Raw genomic sequence first — 17,494 nt, forward strand, 5'->3', positions numbered from 1 at the left:
AGATAAATAGATGACCCTCGCGTCACGGCAAGATGCAACTTGTGATGTTTTTTTAACATAAAGTTATCGTAAGATGAGGCAGGTTTGATGTGCGCAGGAATATACGCACACACTTCACAACATTAACGTAAAAAGTCCTCCAGAATAAAGGAGATCAGGCATGATCCACGCTGGCAATGCCATTACCGTCCAAATGCTTACGGACGGAATTGCAGAATTCCGCTTTGACTTACAAGGTGAGTCGGTCAACAAATTTAACCGTGTAACTATCGATGACTTTCAAGCTGCAATTGATGCTGTAAAAGCAGACAGCAGCGTGAAAGGTCTGATTGTGACCTCAGGTAAATCCACATTTATTGTGGGTGCTGATATCACTGAATTTGGAACCACCTTTGCCGCAGGCGAAGATGCAATTGTGGAGTGGGTGCTAGCACTACATAACACGTTTAATGCATTTGAAGATTTAGACATCCCGAAAGTGGCTGCCATTAATGGCGTGGCTTTAGGTGGTGGTTTTGAAATGTGCTTGGTGTGTGACTACCGTGTGATGTCAGACAAAGCACAAGTCGGCTTACCTGAAGTGAAACTCGGCTTAATTCCAGGCTTTGGCGGCACAGTACGTTTAAGCCGCGTGATTGGTGTGGATAACGCTGTAGAGTGGATTGCGACTTCAGCCCCACGTAAAGGCGCAGCAGCACTGAAAGAAGGTGCAGTCGATGCTGTCGTTGCTCACGACCAACTGCAAGACGCAGCGATTGACTTAGTCAAGCAAGCGATTGCAGGTCGTTTAGACTGGAAAGCGAAACGTCAAGAAAAATTAGAGCCGGTAAAATTAAACGCGATTGAGCAAATCATGGCGTTTAACTCAGCTAAAGGCGTAGTGTTTGCTAAAGCAAAACCTGCACAGTACCCTGCACCAAAACTGCTACTTGATTCTTTAGAAAAAGGCGCAAGTTTTGGCCGTGCTGAAGCCTTAGCTGAAGAAGCCAAAGCCTTCGCTAAAGCTGCGGTTACACCACAATCTGAAGCGCTGATTGGTTTGTTCTTAAACGACCAAGTCGTGAAGAAAACCTCGAAGAAATACGAAAAAGGCGCGCATGAAGTTAAGCAAGCAGCTGTAATTGGCGCAGGCATCATGGGTGGCGGTATTGCCTTCCAAGCAGCCAGCAAAGGCACACCCATTATCATGAAAGATATTGGCAATGCGCAGCTGGCTTTAGGTATGGATGAAGCCAACAAGCTGTTAACCAAGCAAGTTGAACGCAAAAAAATGAAGCCTGCGCAAATGGGCGAAACTTTAGCGCGTATCCGTCCAACGTTAGGCTACGACGAATTTAAAGAAGTGGATATTGTGATTGAAGCGGTCACAGAAAATCCAAAAATTAAAGACATCGTATTACGTGAAACTGAAAGCAAAGTTGGTCCAAATACCATTATTGCGTCAAACACTTCAACGATTTCAATTACGCGCTTAGCTGAAGGCTTAGAACGTCCTGAAAACTTTGTCGGTATGCACTTCTTTAACCCAGTGCCACTGATGCCATTGGTAGAAGTCATTCGTGGTGAAAAAACCTCAGCTGAAGCGATTGCAACCACTGTTGTACTGGCACAAAAAATGGGTAAAACCCCAATTGTGGTCAATGACTGCCCGGGCTTCTTAGTGAACCGCGTATTGTTCCCGTACTTTGGCGCGTTTGACCAATTAATCCGTGACGGTGCAGATTTCCAACAAATCGACAAAGTCATGTCAGGTTTTGGTTGGCCAATGGGCCCTGCTTATCTCATGGACGTTGTCGGGATTGATACCGGCGTACACGGCGCAGAAGTGATGGCAGAAGGCTTCCCTGACCGCATGAAACTTGATTTCAAAGGCGCAATTGAACTGATGTATGAAGCGAAGCGTTTAGGTCAAAAGAACGATGTTGGTTTCTACAAATACCAACTCGATAAAAAAGGCAAAAAAGCCAAAACCGTTGACCCAACTGCATATGACGTGATTGCACCAAGCGTGACTGGTGAAAAACGCGAGTTTGATGCCAACGAAATTATTGACCGTATGATGATTACCTTTTGCAACGAAACTGTCCGTTGCTTAGAAGACAACATCGTCGCAACCCCTGCTGAAGCGGATATGGCGATGATTATGGGCGTTGGCTTCCCTGCATTCCGCGGTGGTCCATGTCGTTATATCGACCAAACAGGTGTGGCTGAATACGTGGCACTTTGCGACAAATATGCACACTTAGGTAAAGGCTACGAAGCGCCACAAATGCTGCGCGACATGGCTGCTAATAACAAGAAATTTTACGGTTAAGGAGCGACACGAATGGCTACTTTAAATCCTCGTGACGTTGTCATCGTTGATGGCGTACGTACTGCCATGGGCAAAACCAAAAACGGCATGTTCCGCAATGTACGTGCAGAGCGTTTATCAGCCGAACTGATTCGCGCTTTAGTTGCTCGTAACCAATTTGATGTCAATGAAATTGAAGATGTAATTTGGGGCTGTGTGGGTCAGACTCAAGAACAAGGCTTTAACATTGCGCGTAATGCAGCATTATTGGCTGAACTCCCAAAAACCGTCGCGGGTCAAACCGTAAACCGTTTATGTGGTTCATCCATGCAAGCGATTCATACCGCAGCGGCGCAAATTGCAACCAACCAAGGTGATATCTTTGTGATTGGTGGCGTAGAACACATGAGCCATGTGCCAATGGGTTTTGGTATCGACATTAGCCCAGAATCCTCTAAATACTTCGCTAAAGCTTCCAATATGATGGGCTTAACTGCGGAGCTTTTAGGTCGTCAATTTAACATCACCCGTGAAGAACAAGATCAGTTTGGTGTGACTTCACATCAACGCGCTTGGGCTGCCACGCAAGAAGGTCGTTTCAAAAACGAAATCGTCGGTGTAGAAGGTCATAATGCGGATGGTTTTAAAGTGTTATGCGACATCGATGAAGTAATTCGTCCAGATGCCAACATTGAAACTTTCCGTTCATTACGTCCAGTATTTGACCCGAAAGGTAATGTGACTGCGGCAACCTCTTCAGCATTGTCTGATGGAGCTTCAGCCATGCTATTAATGTCGGCAGAGCGTGCGCAAGCATTAGGCTTAAAACCACGCGCAGTGATTCGTTCTATGGCGGTTGCAGGCTGTGATGCAGCAACGATGGGTTATGGTCCTGTCCCTGCAACGCAAAAAGCCTTAAAACGTGCTGGCTTGTCGATTAACGATATTCAAACTGTAGAACTAAATGAAGCTTTCGCTGCACAAGGTTTATCGGTACTCAAAGGTTTAGACCTGTATGAGAAGCAAGACATCGTGAACTTAAACGGTGGTGCGATTGCATTGGGTCATCCACTGGGTTGTTCAGGTGCACGTATTACCACAACATTGCTTAACGTAATGGAACAGCAAGATACACAGCTTGGTTTAGCGACCATGTGTATTGGTGTTGGTCAAGGCATTGCGACCATCATTGAACGTGTTTAAGTTATAAAGACTTAACACAATCCCTCGCTTTATGCGGGGGATTGTTTTTTAAAATCAAATATATATTGAATTTATAGATGCTTTTATATACTATAATTATGCCCATACTACAGAGTATGGGGAAGGTCATTGATTTGCAAATATTACTTCTGTAAGTATTAGGATACACTCTAGTACACTTGCAGGGAGATTACACGCTTCTAAAGCGGTTGCTAGCATCATGATGCTAACAATGTAAACGATATTTCGCATATTATACACCTTTGTTGATTTATAGATGGTGTAGAAACTGCATTTCTAGAGGGCTCTACTAGACTAGAGCTTAAGTATGCTCAAGAGAATTCTTGTATAATCACAAGAACGTCACACACGAGGATTACCATCAACCGTTCTCTTGAGTTTTCTAATATGAAGATTGACCATAATTTTTTTAATGAGAGAAGAAAAAATTACCTACATTTTGACCAATCTATTTCCTCTGAAATTATTTTCAAATATGTCACTGATCCTAAAAATATAGAGCAACATTCATTTTTACCTTTCATGCATTTTACTATGACATCTCAAAAGGTAGAAAAGTAATATTGCACTAAAAAGAAAAAGTATATTGTTCGTAAAAAAAAACCTAAAGAGCGGGAAATAAAATATGCATCGCATTTAGATAGTGCTATCTATGCTTATTATTCTCTTCAATTATCATCCCTGTATGAAGAGTTATTAACTAAAAATTTGTTAACCGAATGCGTTCTTGCTTTCAGAAAAAATCCAAATTATCCTAGTAATATTCATATTGCTAAAGATGTATTTAATGAAATCAAGCAGCGTCAGAATTGCTCAGTATTATGTGTTGATATAAAAGGTTTTTTTGATAATTTGGATCATAAACTACTTAAAGATAGCTGGAATAAAATTTTAAATACATCTTTTCTACCAAAAGATCATTATCAGGTATATAAATCAATTACAAAATTCTCTTATGTGGACAAATATGAGTTACTAAAAATTTTGCAATTATCACCTAATAAAAAACATAATGATTTAACAAGAATATGTTCAATAAAAGAATTTAGACAACTTGTACGTAAAAAAAATCTCATTAGAAAAAATGAAAAAAATAAAGGGATACCTCAAGGCTCATCTATTAGTGCTGCTTTATCCAATTTTTATATGCTTTCATTTGATGATTTTATAAAACATAAGGTGGATAGGATTGGTGGAAAATATTATAGATACTGTGATGATATTTTAATTATTTGTAATATTGGTGATGACAAGAATATTTTATTGGAAATTCAAAAAAGTATTAGCAAAATAAACTTAGAAATTCAAACGGATAAAACTCAAATATTGCAATTCAAAAATGGCATTACTGTTAACAACGAGAAATTACAATATTTAGGATTCACCTATGATGGTAAGCAAATATTATTACGTGATTCAGGACTCACAAAATATTCACATAAAGTTATGAAAGTTGTGAAGATGACAAATAATCATCTGATCCGTATAAACTGCTCTCGTTTAAGAAAAAATCAGCCATTATTAAAATTGAATAAGAAACATATATATTACCGTTTTTCTTATTTAGGCAAGCGTAACTACATCACCTATGCGTTAAGAGCTGCAAGAATAATGAATGAACCGGCTATAAAAAAGCAAGTAAAGCCGCATTGGGCTAGATTAAAGAAACATTTATTACTTCGAGAGGAATTACATAATCCCAATTATTTATTAGAAAGAATACAAAGAAAAGGTAAATAGACCTTTATGTATCCCCTTTGCAACATCCTGTTATAACACTGTTAAATTAGTCTATTTTTCACACAATATTTTATTTTTGTTATGCTAATTTGATAAATTTTTTAAATTTTGGCGTTAGTATCAATGCCTTAATTTTTATCTTTTTTTAAAGAGTGATAAACATGAACGCAATCAAAACAGTTTTAGCTGTAACTTTGGTCGCTGGCTCAACTGCAGCAATGGCACAAACAACTGCGCCAGTTGCACCAGTAACTTTAAAACAAACAGTAACTACACAATTACAGGATGTTAAATCAGATGCGCTTGCTACAGGCCAAGCAACAGCTCAAAAAACTGTAGCTGTAAAAGAAGCCACTGTAGCCAAAACTTTAGCTGCAAAAGATGCTGTGGTAGTTAAAACAGCTGAAGTTAAAAATGCCGTGGTAGCTAATGCTGTAGCGAATAAAGAAGCTGCTGTAGCTAAAACTGCTGAAGTAAAAGATGCTGCTGTCGCAAAAGCGGTAACAGCAAAACAGGTTGCCAATGAAAAAACCGTTGCAGTAAAAGATGCCGTTGCAGCTAAAGTTGCTGCAGTGAATACAACAGCACAAACTCAAACTGCACAAGTGCAAGCACAAGCTGCTCAAGACCTTGCAACAGTTGAACAAAAAGCTGCTGCTGAAAAAGCTGAAATCGTAGCAGAAGCCGCTGAAAAAACGGCTGAAGTGCAGGCAGATGCTGCTGAAGAGAAAAAATCAATTTTCTCTTGGTTTAAAAAGAAATTTGCTTAATTGATTGCTCTAAATTAAGCAAAAAAGGATGGTATTCACCATCCTTTTTCAATTGCATATTACATTAAGACTTAATGTTCATGCTTTGGTAATACAGCTACTGTATTGCCTTTATTGGATACAATCTTACTGCCAAAATTAGTGTGGTTAAACAGAATATTTAACAAGATTGCCATTACACAGGTTGCGCTAATGCCTGAATGGAACAGCGTTTTAAACCACATAGGGAACTGTGCGTAAAAAGAATGATCAATAATTGGAATCATGCCCGCTGCTAAAGAGGTCGCAACAATAATCAAATTCTTTTGCTGGCTATAATCTAATTTCGCAAGGGTACGAATACCGCTCGCGGCTACGGTACCAAAGAGCACTAAACCTGCACCGCCCAATACAGGCGTTGGAATTGCTGCAATTAAACGTCCCATCACTGGCAATAAGCCTAAAAACACCAAAATTAAACCGCCTGCTGCCACCACAAAACGACTTTTTACTCCAGTAATCGCAACCAATCCTACGTTTTGCGCAAAGGCACTTTGCATAAATGTGCCAAAAAATGGCGCAATCGCTGATGACAACATATCGGCACGTAAACCATTGGCAATCCGTTTATCATCTACCTCTGTGCCAACAATTTCACCTACCGCAATAATATCGGCTGTGGTTTCAGTTAAAGTCACAATCATGACAATAGTCATGGCTAAAATGGCAGATAAATGGAAAGTTGGCATACCAAAGCCTAAGAACTCAGGCATTGCAAACCAAGCACCATCACCAACTTTAGAAAAATCGCCAAATCCAAGTACATAAGCCAAGATTGTACCTAGCACAATTGACAGTAAAATCCCTGTACGACGAATCCCTTCCGAACCAAAACGACTCAGTAGTAATAAGATTCCCAATGTCATAGCAGCTAAACCGATGTTTTGTAACGACCCCCAATCTGGCGCATTGCTATTACCACCCATCGTCCAACGCACCGCGACAGGCAACAGCGATAAACCAATAATAGTAATCACACAACCTGTCACCACAGGTGGGAAAAAGCGAATCACCTTGGCAAAAAAAGGCGCGATAAGTAAACCAATGATTGAAGAGGCAATCACCGCACCTAAGATGGCATTAAAGCCGCCTCCCGTTGTCGCAATGCCAATCATGGTGGCAACGCCTGCAAAAGAGACCCCTTGCACTAAGGGCAACTGCGCGCCAAAGTATTTCACCCCCAATGTTTGTAATAAAGTGGCTAAACCGCCAATAAATAAAGATGCAGTAATTAGAATCCCAATCTGTGCGCCAGTTAAACCTGCCGCTGTACCCACAATCAGTGGTGGCGCAACAATCCCGCCATACATGGTCAGTACATGCTGTAAACCATAGGTAAAACTGGTACCTACCCCTAAAAACTCATGTTCGGGAGATGTATTTTTTGGATCGCTCATATTCTGCCCCACCCCTTGTCATTTTTGTGAATTGCCAACACTTGGCAACTGATTAAAAAGGCATGGAGCAATATATATGCCAAACTGAACAGCTTCCCGACACCACTGGCACTTAATGAGTTGTTAATATAATTGAAAAATAAAGTAATTTTAAGCCGCTAACAGTTGTTTGGCTGCAGCACGATGTCTAAATTTTAATTCTTCAATATCAATACCTTGTATTTGACCTGTACGCACACGCCACTGACCTGCCACCATCACATCATGTGCACGATCTGCCCCACAAAGTAACAGCGCTGCAATTGGATCATGACTACCTGAAAACTTTAAATCATCTAGACGATAACAGGCTAAATCTGCTTGATAACCGACTTGAATCTGCCCTAAATCTTGGCCGCGGCCTAAAATATGCGCTGAACCTGTGGTCGCAAAGCCTAAAGCCAGCTCTGGGGTGATTTTTTCTGCACCATATTTGAGCCGTTGTAAGTACATCGCTTGGCGTGCTTCTAAGATTAAATTAGAGGCATCTCCTGATGCTGAACCATCCACACCTAGGCCAATTGGAGCGCCTGCTGCCAGTAAATCAAGGCTTGGACAGATCCCCGAAGCCAAACGCATATTAGAGTGTGGACAGTGACAAATACCTACACCGGCCTGCCCTAAACGTGTGATTTCATCTGCATTAAAATGAATCCCATGCGCCAACCAAGTGCGATTTTGCAGCCAACCGACGCTTTCTAAATAATCTACCGTGCGTAAACCAAAGCGTTCTAAACAAAACTGTTCTTCATCTAAAGTTTCGGCCAAATGGGTATGTAAACGTACATCTAAGCTTTCCGCGAGTTTGGCACTTTCGCGCATAATCTCTGGTGTAACCGAAAAAGGTGAACACGGCGCAAGCGCAATATTGACCATCGCACCCTCGCCACGTTGATGATATTTTTCTACCAAACGTTGGCTATCGTCTAAAATCACCTGCATGGCTTGCACGGTATGCTGTGGCGGCAAGCCACCATCTGCTTGCCCCAAACTCATCGAACCACGGGTCAGCATCACCCGCATACCTAAGTCTTGTGCCGCATTAACTTGAATATCAATGGCATCGGTTAATTGCTGCGGAAACAAATAGTGATGATCGGCGGCAAAAGTACACCCAGACAACAATAGCTCTGCCAAAGCCACTTGAGTAGCAATATGCAATTGTTCAGGGTTTAAACGCGCCCAAACGGGATATAAATTAACGAGCCATGGAAACAGTGGTGCATTGACCACGGGTGCCCAAGCGCGGGTTAAGGTTTGGTAAAAATGATGATGGCTATTGATCAGTCCCGGTAAAATCACCAAATCACGCGCATCAAAGATTTCTTCACATGGCAAACTTGGGCTTTGTCCCTGCCCCAACACTTCAACAATACGCTGCCCTTCAACAACTAGACCATGACTGGCATCTAATGCATTGCCCGTAAACACCGCTAAAGGCTGTTTGATCCATATTCTAGACATGACAACTCATCTCAAATCAAAAGCATCAACCGATGCAAAAGCTATACCAATCACAGATTGAGTTGTTGTCTAAGCCAAGTTAAATAGGCGCTTTGATCCATAAAATCAGGAGCCTGAGCTAAATTAAGCTCGATATACTGCTGCTGGTAGCGCAATACAATCTGTTGTCTATCATAACTTTCCTCCACTACATCAAAATATTTAGCAAAGAAAAAACGCTGCTTACCCCAAGCGGTAAGGCGCTGTAGCTGTGGACGCTGCCGACTATGGATAAAGTCGGCATATTGCATGGCTAAATCAGGTAAATAAGTTTTGGTGAGCATATTTAAACCCTTATTGTTGTTATATAGCGCGTATAGTGTAATCGCTACTGTTGACACTTTACTGACAACAGCGCTTATTTATAATTTAGCTTCCAATTTGGCTTTATGGCTGTTTTTTATTGTTTCGATTTGGCTATTGAGTTCTAAAACCTGCTGATACAACTGATTAAACTCTGCTAAAGGCTGATCTTCATAAAAGAAAAATTTGCCTTGTTTGGCTTCCCAACGATTGGCCTTTAAAATCTTAAACATAGCTTCAGCCTTGGCTAAAATTTGCTGCTCTAAAACAAAGACCGCATTGCTCTGCTCATCATCACTAAAAGCTAAACCTTCAAATAAGGTTTGTTTTAAGCGTGGTTGAATATCTAAATGCTTGGCTGCTGCTAAGGCTGTTTCATGCCGTTGTGCCTTATTTTGCTGATATTGCGTGGCAAGACTACGCGCATCTCTTAACATCTGCTGGGTGTGTTGATACTGATTTTTTTTATCTGCACTCAAGCGTTTTACATCTAAAAAGTCATCCCAGCCCATGCTTTGCAATTCACGTAGATATACATTACGCGCCTCTGCATTGTCTTTTAAATAGCTTAAAATAAAGTCCGCCATGACCCGATAATCACCATCTAAACGCTGATCCTGTGTGGTCATTTCAATCGGGGTCTGCCAGTCTTGTGCCTGCGCATACAATTGCTCTGTCTTTTCATACAATACGGTTTGATAGACATGCAGCTGTGCCACTTCATCTTGCTGTTGTTGGTATTGGTAGAACAAAGCGGCAAAAATAATAATCGTTACACTACTAATCAGAACAACTACGCGGCGCATATCGAGTTCCTTGTCTTGCTTGGCTATCTTTATCATACCTATATTGCTGGCTTTTCAGGCAAAAATTGCGCAAATATCCGCTCAACTGCTTTTTTGTCTTGCTGCAACTTTAAATTTGCCAAATCAGCCTCATCTAAAAAGCTAAATAGAATTTGAGAAATCCCATGCGCGTAGATATTTGGTCAGATGTAGTATGTCCGTTTTGCTATATTGGCAAAAAACGTTTAGAAGAGGTTGCTGAAGAAGCAGGTATAGAACTAGAAGTACATTGGCATAGCTATCAACTTGATAGCGAAGCACCTGAGCGTCAAACGATCTCTAATAGCGAACGTCTAGCGCAAAAATACGGCCGCACTTTGGCTGAAGTCGAAGAAATGCAACGTAATATCGCCCAAATGGCCAAAGCCGAAGGGATTGAGTTTAATTGGCAACAAGCCAATTCAGGCAATACTTTTAACGCGCATCGTTTAATTCATTTAGCACAAAGTAAAGGCTTGGGCAACGAAGCCAAAGAAGCCTTATTTTATAGCTATATGACCCAAGGCTTAAGCATTGGCGAACGTGAAACCTTAGAAGATGTCGCAGCACGTATTGGGCTTAATCCTGTTGAAGTTGATGACTTACTCGATTCAGATGAATTTGCTGACTTTGTAAAATTTGACCAAGAAGTTGCCCGTGATCAGCTTAAAGTCACTGGTGTGCCGTTCTTTGTCTTTGATCAACGTATTGCTTTAGCAGGCGCACAGCCACGCGAAGTCTTTTTACAAGTCTTAGAAAAGGCACAACAACCGCCAGCAGCTCAAGCAGCAAGCTGTAATGATGAGCAATGTGACACGCCTTAACTATTCTTAATCACATGGCTTTAAAAATCCTCAGTCCTACTGGGGATTTTTTACATTTGCAGCATTTATTTACAAAAAGCGTCGCCCTTTTTACACACTACATCAAAAAATCGCTTTAGGCTAATAAAGCTCCAATATCAAGATTAAGACCAGAGGCGAATAACACAATGCAAAATAATGACGACCTAAAACAAACCAATCTGCTTGCCGATGATGTCCCTCCAGCACAGGCAGCCGCGCCAGAACCCAATAAAGATGATAACAGTTGCCCAATTAAAAAATCGCGTTTTTCACCTGCAGCAAAAGGCGCTTTAATTGGTGCTGTTGCAGGCAGTGTTTTGCCAGTATTTGGTACCATTAGCGGTGCAATTATTGGTGCGATTGGCGGTAAAGTGTATGAGAAAAAATGTCTAAATAAGCCTAAATATTAACAGTTTAGTTGTATAAATTTGGAGCTTAATTTTAAGCTCCAAATTTAGAATAAAAACTATAATTACATGATTTAAAACAATAAAATGACTTACCATTCATCCTAAATATTTTTCTAGTGTCCTATTTTTTATTACACTTCATTTGATTATTCCATCAGTTCATCTTGAACTCATCTCTCAAATGAAAGGTCATATTATGAATGCTATTCGTTTATTGTTAGCAAGCACCGTCTTGACTTTTGCAGCACATGCAGCAGCTGAAATTGTCTATATTCCTTCGTTCCCAAGTGATGACCATCAGCTTAAAGCGCAAAGTAACTCATCTACGGAAACGCTTGCCCAAAGTCAGGCAGAATAATACGCTTGCAGGCAGAACGCTCTGTGTTCTGCCTGATCTGATTGGATAAAATAAAGTTGCACTATGATTATTGTGTTTTATTGTGCCAGACTATATGTATAATAAAGATGCGTATGTATTTACCTTTTTTGACACGAAAACTCTATAATTAAACCATTATTCATTTTTATATTTTTCTTTTTAAATTAAGCCTATGCAAGAATTAGAAGCATTACTTCAGGGTCAAATTGCGCCTCAAGCAGTATGTCTAGACAACTTAGTCGAGCTTGCGCTGCTGCATGCCCAGCCAGAGTCGACTGAATATGAGATTATTGATCTTGCGAGCAATCTATTATTAGCCAGTTATTTAAAACAAGCGCAAGAATATCTTTAGAGAAGCCAGATGAAGCCCTTAGATAAAGCATTATTAACACAAGAACTGTCCGAACTCATCCATAGTTTAAAAAATGGCAATTTGTCTTATTTTGATCATGCTCGCTCTAAACAACGCATTTTGGAAATACAACAACTCTGCACCTACCTATTACAACAACGCAGTCCAAAACAACAGCAACTTGAACCTTTACTCTATGCTCAAGATTTTGTCTATCAATGTCGTTATCGCGAATTTTGCTGTGGGGTATTTAGTCAAGATCAAGCTTTAGAAGATATCTTGTATCAGCAGACCCAGTCTAGCTGGGCCTTGCTGTATGAACCAAGCGAAGGTTGGCAAATTTGGTTACTACAAATGCCAAATCAAACGTTACTGATTAGTGACAGCGGTGACTTAGAGACCGTCTATGCATGGTTAGTCACTCAGCAAATGAAATATCACTGTTTTGACTCCAATAGCCCAGCAGCCCAGCAGCTCGAACACGAGCAGCCAATTGCCGAAGTTGACTTATATACTGAGCCACAATCCCAAACAGCAGCTGTAGCTACGCCAAGCGCCATGGATAATGCACGTCAACAAATGCAAAAGCAGAGAGTTGAGCAAGCGATGCACATTCCAGTAAGTCATTTACCTGATGTTTTTGAACCCAAAACCCAACAACAGATTCAACGTCGAGTATTACAAGAAGCGCAATTTACCTCAAGTCAGCCCCCCTCCCCCAAAATAAGTCGTCTACTGCGCAAACAAGAAACCGATATTAGTGAAGGACTGTCTTTTGATTTAGGCTTAGAGCCGTTGGATTTAAATCCGCAGCAGCCCATGCAGATTCCACCTTTGTTTAGTGCAACTGAACCTAATTTAAGCCAAGTAATGATAGAACCAAGCTTTGAAGCTTTTGATTTTAAACATCCAGAACGCCAAACAGCTACTACGCCACACGTACAACAAGATCTGCAGCGTTTTAATCGCTCACAAACTCGTGCAACTCAAGCACTAAACACGGCAGTAGAGCCGCTCAACACCAGTATAGAACCGTTAAATAGTGCTAAAAAAGTGATTACAACTCATCACCGTGCTAAAAAACCTGAAGCGATGCCTGACTTAGTTATGCAAGGTTATCCTTGTCAGGTCCATGCTTTACTATTTGAAGCTGCACGCGAAAAGCAACTCTACCGTATTCAACCACAGCATATTGACTGTGAGCATGTTGATTTATTACTGCATGATCATGATACCAATAATGTGTTTCAGCAGCCAATTTATCTTGCCGAGCAAATTGATGCCCAAGGTCGCTTTGTTAAATATTTGGCTTTATTTGGTGCGCAAGGTGAATTACAAGCGATTCGTTTAGCGCATATTTTTAGCCATGCTCAAGGCCATAAATTGGTTGCAGTCAGTCGCATCGACTGGCCAAATCTAGAGCAAAATCTATTTGATTTTGATAAGTTATTCCATACTTATACTGCCTTAGCAGAACTGATTTGGAGTCAGCAGCCTTATTATCCATTTATTCCAGTACATTTGATTCAAACACAAAAATTTATTCAATTTATCGAAACACCTGCTACTCCTGACACGCCATTATTGCTATTAAAAGAACGTCAAAAAATCCGCGTCATTCATGGTGATCATCGTCTTCAGCTGTCTTTACACGAAATTGCCTATCCGTATTTATTACTCGATCGTCAGCAAGGCATTAGTTGGCAGTTGATTCAAGAAGTGATTCAAGGTTTAGCTCAACCGATTGACCCAATTCGTCTTTACGAAGCCATCTGTCTACAAGCATCTTAAATTGCTGTAATTTTGTAGCGATGACTTGCCTTATGGCGCTGAAATTTACCACACTAAGTGAAAACTTCATGCTTAATGATAATAATGGCCATCACTAAAAAAATAGTACTCTTGGGCGCTTTAGCAAGCATCAGTAGCACGCTTTGGGCACAATCAGACCGTCAAAATACTGGTTGGCTCTATCAAATTCCGCGTGTCATTGATGCAACTCCCACCATTTTTCCTAAACAATCTGATCATCCCATTGTACCCAACACCCAAGCCACTGAAGACAAGAGTTGGGTTGATCATCAACAAAAAGGCTTACGTAACTGGGTGGATGGCACTGCACATAAAGTAGATGATTGGTTTGGTGAAACTGACCCTAACCGTCCTGCTTCAGCGACCTTAAGAATTTTGCTTGATCAGCAGTGGGATAAATATGATAGCTACGAAATTCGACCACGGATTCGCGGCAAAATTGACTTACCTACCTTAGAAAAGCGTTTTAGCTTGGTGTTTGGTGATGATAGCTTAGATGATCAGCTCGATACTCAGGTTAGTATCACCAATGAAAATCCTGCTCTTGCACAAGATAAAAATTATGACAGCAAACGTACCCGTGAAGATAACAGCTCGATTGCCTTACGCTGGAGTAATTTTGCGAAAAGTTTACCTTTTGACACCGATGCCGATATAGGTCTGCGCTCAGGCGATGATGTTTATTTACGTTTAAAAGCAGAAAAAGATTGGCAGCTTGAAAATGACTTTCGCCTGCATGCCGAACAAATTTATCGCTATGGTAGCGACAGCGAAAATTATCTGCGTACCAATTTAGAGTTAGTGCATGAACGCCCAAATGAAGCGCTGCTCTCCAATCAGTTTTCCCTAATTTATGCCGATGAATCAGAGGATGATTTAAATTGGTCGACCTATAGTTTCCGTCAACATCAATTTTTTCGCGGCAATCGCTTTAACTACGGTATTTACACCGCTGGCTATTACAACACAGATCTATTACGCCTCAATAGTTGGGGGCCGTTTGTGTCGTGGCGACAGCCATTTTTACGTGAATGGTTTTTTGTGCAAGGTGACTTAAACTATTTAAATGATCATCGTGAAGATCAAGATCATCATCTAGGTGCACTGGTTCGTTTTGAAGCCTTATTCTAAAGCTAAAAAAAGCCCATCGATCATGGGCTTAAGCTTAAGAGTATAGTTCAGCTACAATCGTCACACGGTCATCACGTTGTTCACGAATTGTGTCCTGACGCTCAGAAAATTTATTAATTTCTGTAACGACCAATTTATTCAACCTAACGCGATCGTTTCGTTGCACGCGTTTAACTTGGGGTGCCGATTTCATTTTAGTTGGCTTGGTCATTTGAATACAATCATCTGCTGGCGCAGCCATGACTTGGGTAGATACACCCATCATTGCAACTAAAACTAAACTCAACAGCACTTTCATAGCCTTGATTCTCTCATCTCTCAATAATCGCTATTATAGATTAATTTTAAAAAAATAATTTATTTTATAGATTAAAAACACACAGGATTTTCTAATTTTAAGCATCGGTTTTTTGCATTATTTTTAAAATCATAAGCTTAGCAGAGGCGTAAAAAAAGCTCCCCGTAGGGAGCTTTTGCAATTATAAAACTTAAGCTAACAGTAGGCTATTAATACGTTTTACATATTCAGCAGGATCTTCAGGTAAACCACCTTCTGCAATCACGGCTTGGTCAAAAATCACATTGGCTAAGTTATCAAACTGTGCCGAACCTTGTAATTTTTGCACCAATGGATGGCTTGGGTTAATTTCTAAGATTGGTTTGCTGTCTGGTACAGGCTGACCTGCATCTTTAAGCATACGAATTAACTGCGGTGACAATTGACCTTCTGGCGTCACTAAGCACGCTGGCGAGTCGACTAAACGCGTAGTCACACGCACTTCTTTAGTTTTGTCTTTTAGTGAGGTACTTAACTGCTCAACTACAGGTTTAAATGCTTCTGCCGCTTGTTCTAGCGCTTGTTTTTCTTCGGCATCTTGTAAATCACCTAAGTCCACTGCACCTTTAGCCACGTTTTGTAACGGTGTGCCATCAAACTCATGTACAAATTCCATTGCCCACTCATCCACACGTTCGGTCATAAGGAGCACTTCAATGTCTTTTTTCTTGAACAATTCAAGTTGTGGTGAGTTCTTCGCAGCGTTTAAGCTTTCCGCAGTCACATAGTAAATGGCTTTTTGACCATCTTTCATACGTGCTTTGTAGTCGCTTAATGAAGTGCTAACTTCATCATTGCTAGACGTTGCAAAACGTAATAATTTTAAAATACGCTCACGGTTGGCAAGATCTTCACCTAAACCCTCTTTCAGCACCGACGCAAATTCACGGTAGAAGGTTTTAAAGTTTTCTTGGTCTTTTTCATCTTCTGACTTCGCCAAACCATCGAGCATAGTCAAAATACGACGCGCGTTACCTTCGCGAATGGTTTTTACATCACGGCTTTCTTGTAATAACTCACGACTGACATTTAGTGGTAAGTCCGCACTGTCGACAATACCTTGAACAAAGCGTAGATAGTTTGGAATCAAGTTGTCGGCATCATCCATAATAAAGACGCGTTTTACATACAACTTAATCCCAGCTTTGGCTTCACGAGTAAAGATATTGCTTGGCGCTTTACTTGGAATATATAGCAACTGAGTATATTCAGTGCTACCCTCAACGCGGTTATGCGCCCATGCCAAAGGATTGGCAAAGTCATGGGTTAAGTTTTTATAAAACTCTTGGTATTGCTCTTCGCTGACTTCGTTTTTATTACGTGTCCATAAAGCACTGGCTGAGTTAATTGCTTCCCACTCGTCTGTCGTCACATACTGACCTGGTTTCGCTTCTTCGCCTTCAGCGGCTTCTTCTTGTTGCCACACTTGCTTTTGCATTTCAATTGGCAAGCTAATGTGGTCTGAATATTTATTGATGATTTGTTTGACTTTAAAACGATCTAGGTATTCGGTTGCATCTTCACGTAAATGTAAAATGATGTCTGTACCACGATCCGTTTTTTCAATCGTTTCTGTTTCAAACTCACCTGTACCATTGCTGACCCAACGTACACCCTGGCTTGCCTCTACACCTGCACGGCGCGATTCAACGGTAATTTTATCAGCCACAATAAAGCCAGAGTAGAAACCCACCCCGAATTGGCCAATCAATTGCGCATCAGATTTTTGATCACCAGATAATTTAGACATAAAGTCTTTGGTGCCTGATTTAGCAATTGTTCCTAAATGTTCAATCGCTTCAGCTTCAGTTAAACCAATACCGTTATCTGAGATGATAATTTGTTTTTTGTCTGCATCAAGCGTCACACGCACATGCAAGTCTGGATCATTTTCATAATATTCAGGATGATTAATACCTTCAAAACGTAATTTATCGCAGGCATCTGAAGCGTTAGAAATCAGCTCACGCAAGAAAATTTCAGGATTAGAATATAAAGAATGCGTTACCAAGTGTAGCAATTGGGCAACTTCAGCTTGGAAACTATGTTTTTGTGCGTTTGCTTCGCTCATTGGTCATTCCTCGATTTATAGATGC

Annotated in this window: 15 protein-coding genes and 1 pseudogene; 10 read left to right on the forward strand and 6 right to left on the reverse strand. The window is 40.7% G+C overall.

All coding sequences use genetic code 11. The features are described from left to right. Nucleotides 1-160: 160 nt before the first annotated feature. The 4 genes and pseudogenes from fadB to CYK47_RS03490 all read left to right on the forward strand — a co-directional run bounded on the left by fadB (nucleotide 161) and on the right by CYK47_RS03490 (nucleotide 6,027). A complete protein-coding gene (fadB, locus tag CYK47_RS03475) occupies nucleotides 161-2,314 on the forward strand; it encodes a fatty acid oxidation complex subunit alpha FadB (RefSeq protein ID WP_122898955.1) in 2,154 nt (717 codons plus the stop codon). Nucleotides 2,315-2,326: 12 nt separating this feature from the next. Beyond that, nucleotides 2,327-3,496, forward strand: coding sequence for an acetyl-CoA C-acyltransferase FadA (gene fadA / locus CYK47_RS03480; protein WP_122898957.1), 1,170 nt, complete (start codon nucleotides 2,327-2,329; stop codon nucleotides 3,494-3,496). A gap of 603 nt (nucleotides 3,497-4,099) precedes the next feature. Next, a pseudogene (gene drt2 / locus CYK47_RS03485) lies at nucleotides 4,100-5,257 on the forward strand (antiviral reverse transcriptase Drt2); the annotation flags it as partial. A 161-nt stretch (nucleotides 5,258-5,418) separates the two neighbouring features. Continuing rightward, on the forward strand, nucleotides 5,419-6,027 hold the full coding sequence (locus CYK47_RS03490) for a hypothetical protein (RefSeq protein WP_122898962.1): 609 nt from the start codon (nucleotides 5,419-5,421) through the stop codon (nucleotides 6,025-6,027). 71 nt (nucleotides 6,028-6,098) lie between these two features. Here CYK47_RS03490 and CYK47_RS03495 read toward each other — a convergent pair whose 3' ends face one another. From CYK47_RS03495 to CYK47_RS03510, 4 genes are all read right to left on the reverse strand, one after another. After that, entirely contained in the window at nucleotides 6,099-7,463 is a 1,365-nt protein-coding gene (locus CYK47_RS03495) for a nucleobase:cation symporter-2 family protein (protein WP_122898964.1), read from the reverse strand. Between the two features lie 150 nt (nucleotides 7,464-7,613). After that, a complete protein-coding gene (locus CYK47_RS03500; protein WP_122898966.1) occupies nucleotides 7,614-8,966 on the reverse strand; it encodes an 8-oxoguanine deaminase in 1,353 nt (450 codons plus the stop codon). Between the two features lie 50 nt (nucleotides 8,967-9,016). Further along, nucleotides 9,017-9,289, reverse strand: a complete 273-nt coding sequence (locus CYK47_RS03505) for a hypothetical protein (RefSeq protein WP_122898968.1) — start codon at nucleotides 9,287-9,289, stop codon at nucleotides 9,017-9,019. Between the two features lie 78 nt (nucleotides 9,290-9,367). After that, complete coding sequence (locus CYK47_RS03510) at nucleotides 9,368-10,114, reverse strand: hypothetical protein (protein ID WP_213072419.1); 747 nt, start codon at nucleotides 10,112-10,114, stop codon at nucleotides 9,368-9,370. Nucleotides 10,115-10,278: 164 nt separating this feature from the next. Here CYK47_RS03510 and CYK47_RS03515 point away from each other — a divergent pair, with 164 nt between their 5' ends. The 6 genes from CYK47_RS03515 (at nucleotide 10,279) to CYK47_RS03535 (ending at nucleotide 15,061) form a co-directional block, all read left to right on the forward strand. Then, the gene (locus tag CYK47_RS03515) at nucleotides 10,279-10,956 is read left to right on the forward strand and encodes a DsbA family oxidoreductase (protein WP_122898970.1); all 678 of its coding nucleotides are present in this window, start codon (nucleotides 10,279-10,281) and stop codon (nucleotides 10,954-10,956) included. A gap of 167 nt (nucleotides 10,957-11,123) precedes the next feature. After that, a complete protein-coding gene (locus tag CYK47_RS03520) occupies nucleotides 11,124-11,387 on the forward strand; it encodes a glycine zipper family protein (protein ID WP_228722430.1) in 264 nt (87 codons plus the stop codon). A gap of 196 nt (nucleotides 11,388-11,583) precedes the next feature. Beyond that, entirely contained in the window at nucleotides 11,584-11,745 is a 162-nt protein-coding gene (locus CYK47_RS15425) for a hypothetical protein (RefSeq protein WP_164709139.1), read from the forward strand. Nucleotides 11,746-11,938: 193 nt separating this feature from the next. Continuing rightward, nucleotides 11,939-12,118 (forward strand): hypothetical protein, encoded by a 180-nt coding sequence (locus tag CYK47_RS03525; protein WP_122898972.1) that lies wholly within the window; start codon nucleotides 11,939-11,941, stop codon nucleotides 12,116-12,118. Nucleotides 12,119-12,127: 9 nt separating this feature from the next. Next, nucleotides 12,128-13,909, forward strand: coding sequence for a hypothetical protein (locus CYK47_RS03530; RefSeq protein WP_122898974.1), 1,782 nt, complete (start codon nucleotides 12,128-12,130; stop codon nucleotides 13,907-13,909). Between the two features lie 75 nt (nucleotides 13,910-13,984). Beyond that, entirely contained in the window at nucleotides 13,985-15,061 is a 1,077-nt protein-coding gene (locus CYK47_RS03535) for a hypothetical protein (protein WP_122898976.1), read from the forward strand. Nucleotides 15,062-15,095: 34 nt separating this feature from the next. On the opposite strand, the gene CYK47_RS03540 is transcribed toward CYK47_RS03535, so the two are convergent. Continuing rightward, the gene (locus tag CYK47_RS03540) at nucleotides 15,096-15,359 is read right to left on the reverse strand and encodes a hypothetical protein (RefSeq protein WP_122898978.1); all 264 of its coding nucleotides are present in this window, start codon (nucleotides 15,357-15,359) and stop codon (nucleotides 15,096-15,098) included. 190 nt (nucleotides 15,360-15,549) lie between these two features. Continuing rightward, nucleotides 15,550-17,469 (reverse strand): molecular chaperone HtpG, encoded by a 1,920-nt coding sequence (gene htpG, locus CYK47_RS03545; protein WP_122898980.1) that lies wholly within the window; start codon nucleotides 17,467-17,469, stop codon nucleotides 15,550-15,552. Nucleotides 17,470-17,494: the final 25 nt, after the last annotated feature.

It is taken from the genome of Acinetobacter sp. B51(2017) (genome assembly GCF_003711395.1).
In the GTDB taxonomy this organism is placed as follows: Bacteria; Pseudomonadota; Gammaproteobacteria; order Pseudomonadales; family Moraxellaceae; genus Acinetobacter.

Excerpts from the sequence above, each read along its gene's own strand:
- CYK47_RS03535 (WP_122898976.1), top strand. The coding sequence starts at position 13,985 with ATGATAATAATGGCCATCACTAAAAAAATAGTACTCTTGGGCGCTTTA.
- fadB (WP_122898955.1), top strand. The coding sequence starts at position 161 with ATGATCCACGCTGGCAATGCCATTACCGTCCAAATGCTTACGGACGGA.
- CYK47_RS03490 (WP_122898962.1), top strand. The coding sequence starts at position 5,419 with ATGAACGCAATCAAAACAGTTTTAGCTGTAACTTTGGTCGCTGGCTCA.
- CYK47_RS15425 (WP_164709139.1), top strand. The coding sequence starts at position 11,584 with ATGAATGCTATTCGTTTATTGTTAGCAAGCACCGTCTTGACTTTTGCA.
- CYK47_RS03495 (WP_122898964.1), bottom strand. The coding sequence starts at position 7,463 with ATGAGCGATCCAAAAAATACATCTCCCGAACATGAGTTTTTAGGGGTA.
- htpG (WP_122898980.1), bottom strand. The coding sequence starts at position 17,469 with ATGAGCGAAGCAAACGCACAAAAACATAGTTTCCAAGCTGAAGTTGCC.
- CYK47_RS03515 (WP_122898970.1), top strand. The coding sequence starts at position 10,279 with ATGCGCGTAGATATTTGGTCAGATGTAGTATGTCCGTTTTGCTATATT.
- CYK47_RS03500 (WP_122898966.1), bottom strand. The coding sequence starts at position 8,966 with ATGTCTAGAATATGGATCAAACAGCCTTTAGCGGTGTTTACGGGCAAT.
- CYK47_RS03505 (WP_122898968.1), bottom strand. The coding sequence starts at position 9,289 with ATGCTCACCAAAACTTATTTACCTGATTTAGCCATGCAATATGCCGAC.
- fadA (WP_122898957.1), top strand. The coding sequence starts at position 2,327 with ATGGCTACTTTAAATCCTCGTGACGTTGTCATCGTTGATGGCGTACGT.
- CYK47_RS03520 (WP_228722430.1), top strand. The coding sequence starts at position 11,124 with ATGCAAAATAATGACGACCTAAAACAAACCAATCTGCTTGCCGATGAT.
- CYK47_RS03510 (WP_213072419.1), bottom strand. The coding sequence starts at position 10,114 with ATGCGCCGCGTAGTTGTTCTGATTAGTAGTGTAACGATTATTATTTTT.
- CYK47_RS03530 (WP_122898974.1), top strand. The coding sequence starts at position 12,128 with ATGAAGCCCTTAGATAAAGCATTATTAACACAAGAACTGTCCGAACTC.
- CYK47_RS03540 (WP_122898978.1), bottom strand. The coding sequence starts at position 15,359 with ATGAAAGTGCTGTTGAGTTTAGTTTTAGTTGCAATGATGGGTGTATCT.
- CYK47_RS03525 (WP_122898972.1), top strand. The coding sequence starts at position 11,939 with ATGCAAGAATTAGAAGCATTACTTCAGGGTCAAATTGCGCCTCAAGCA.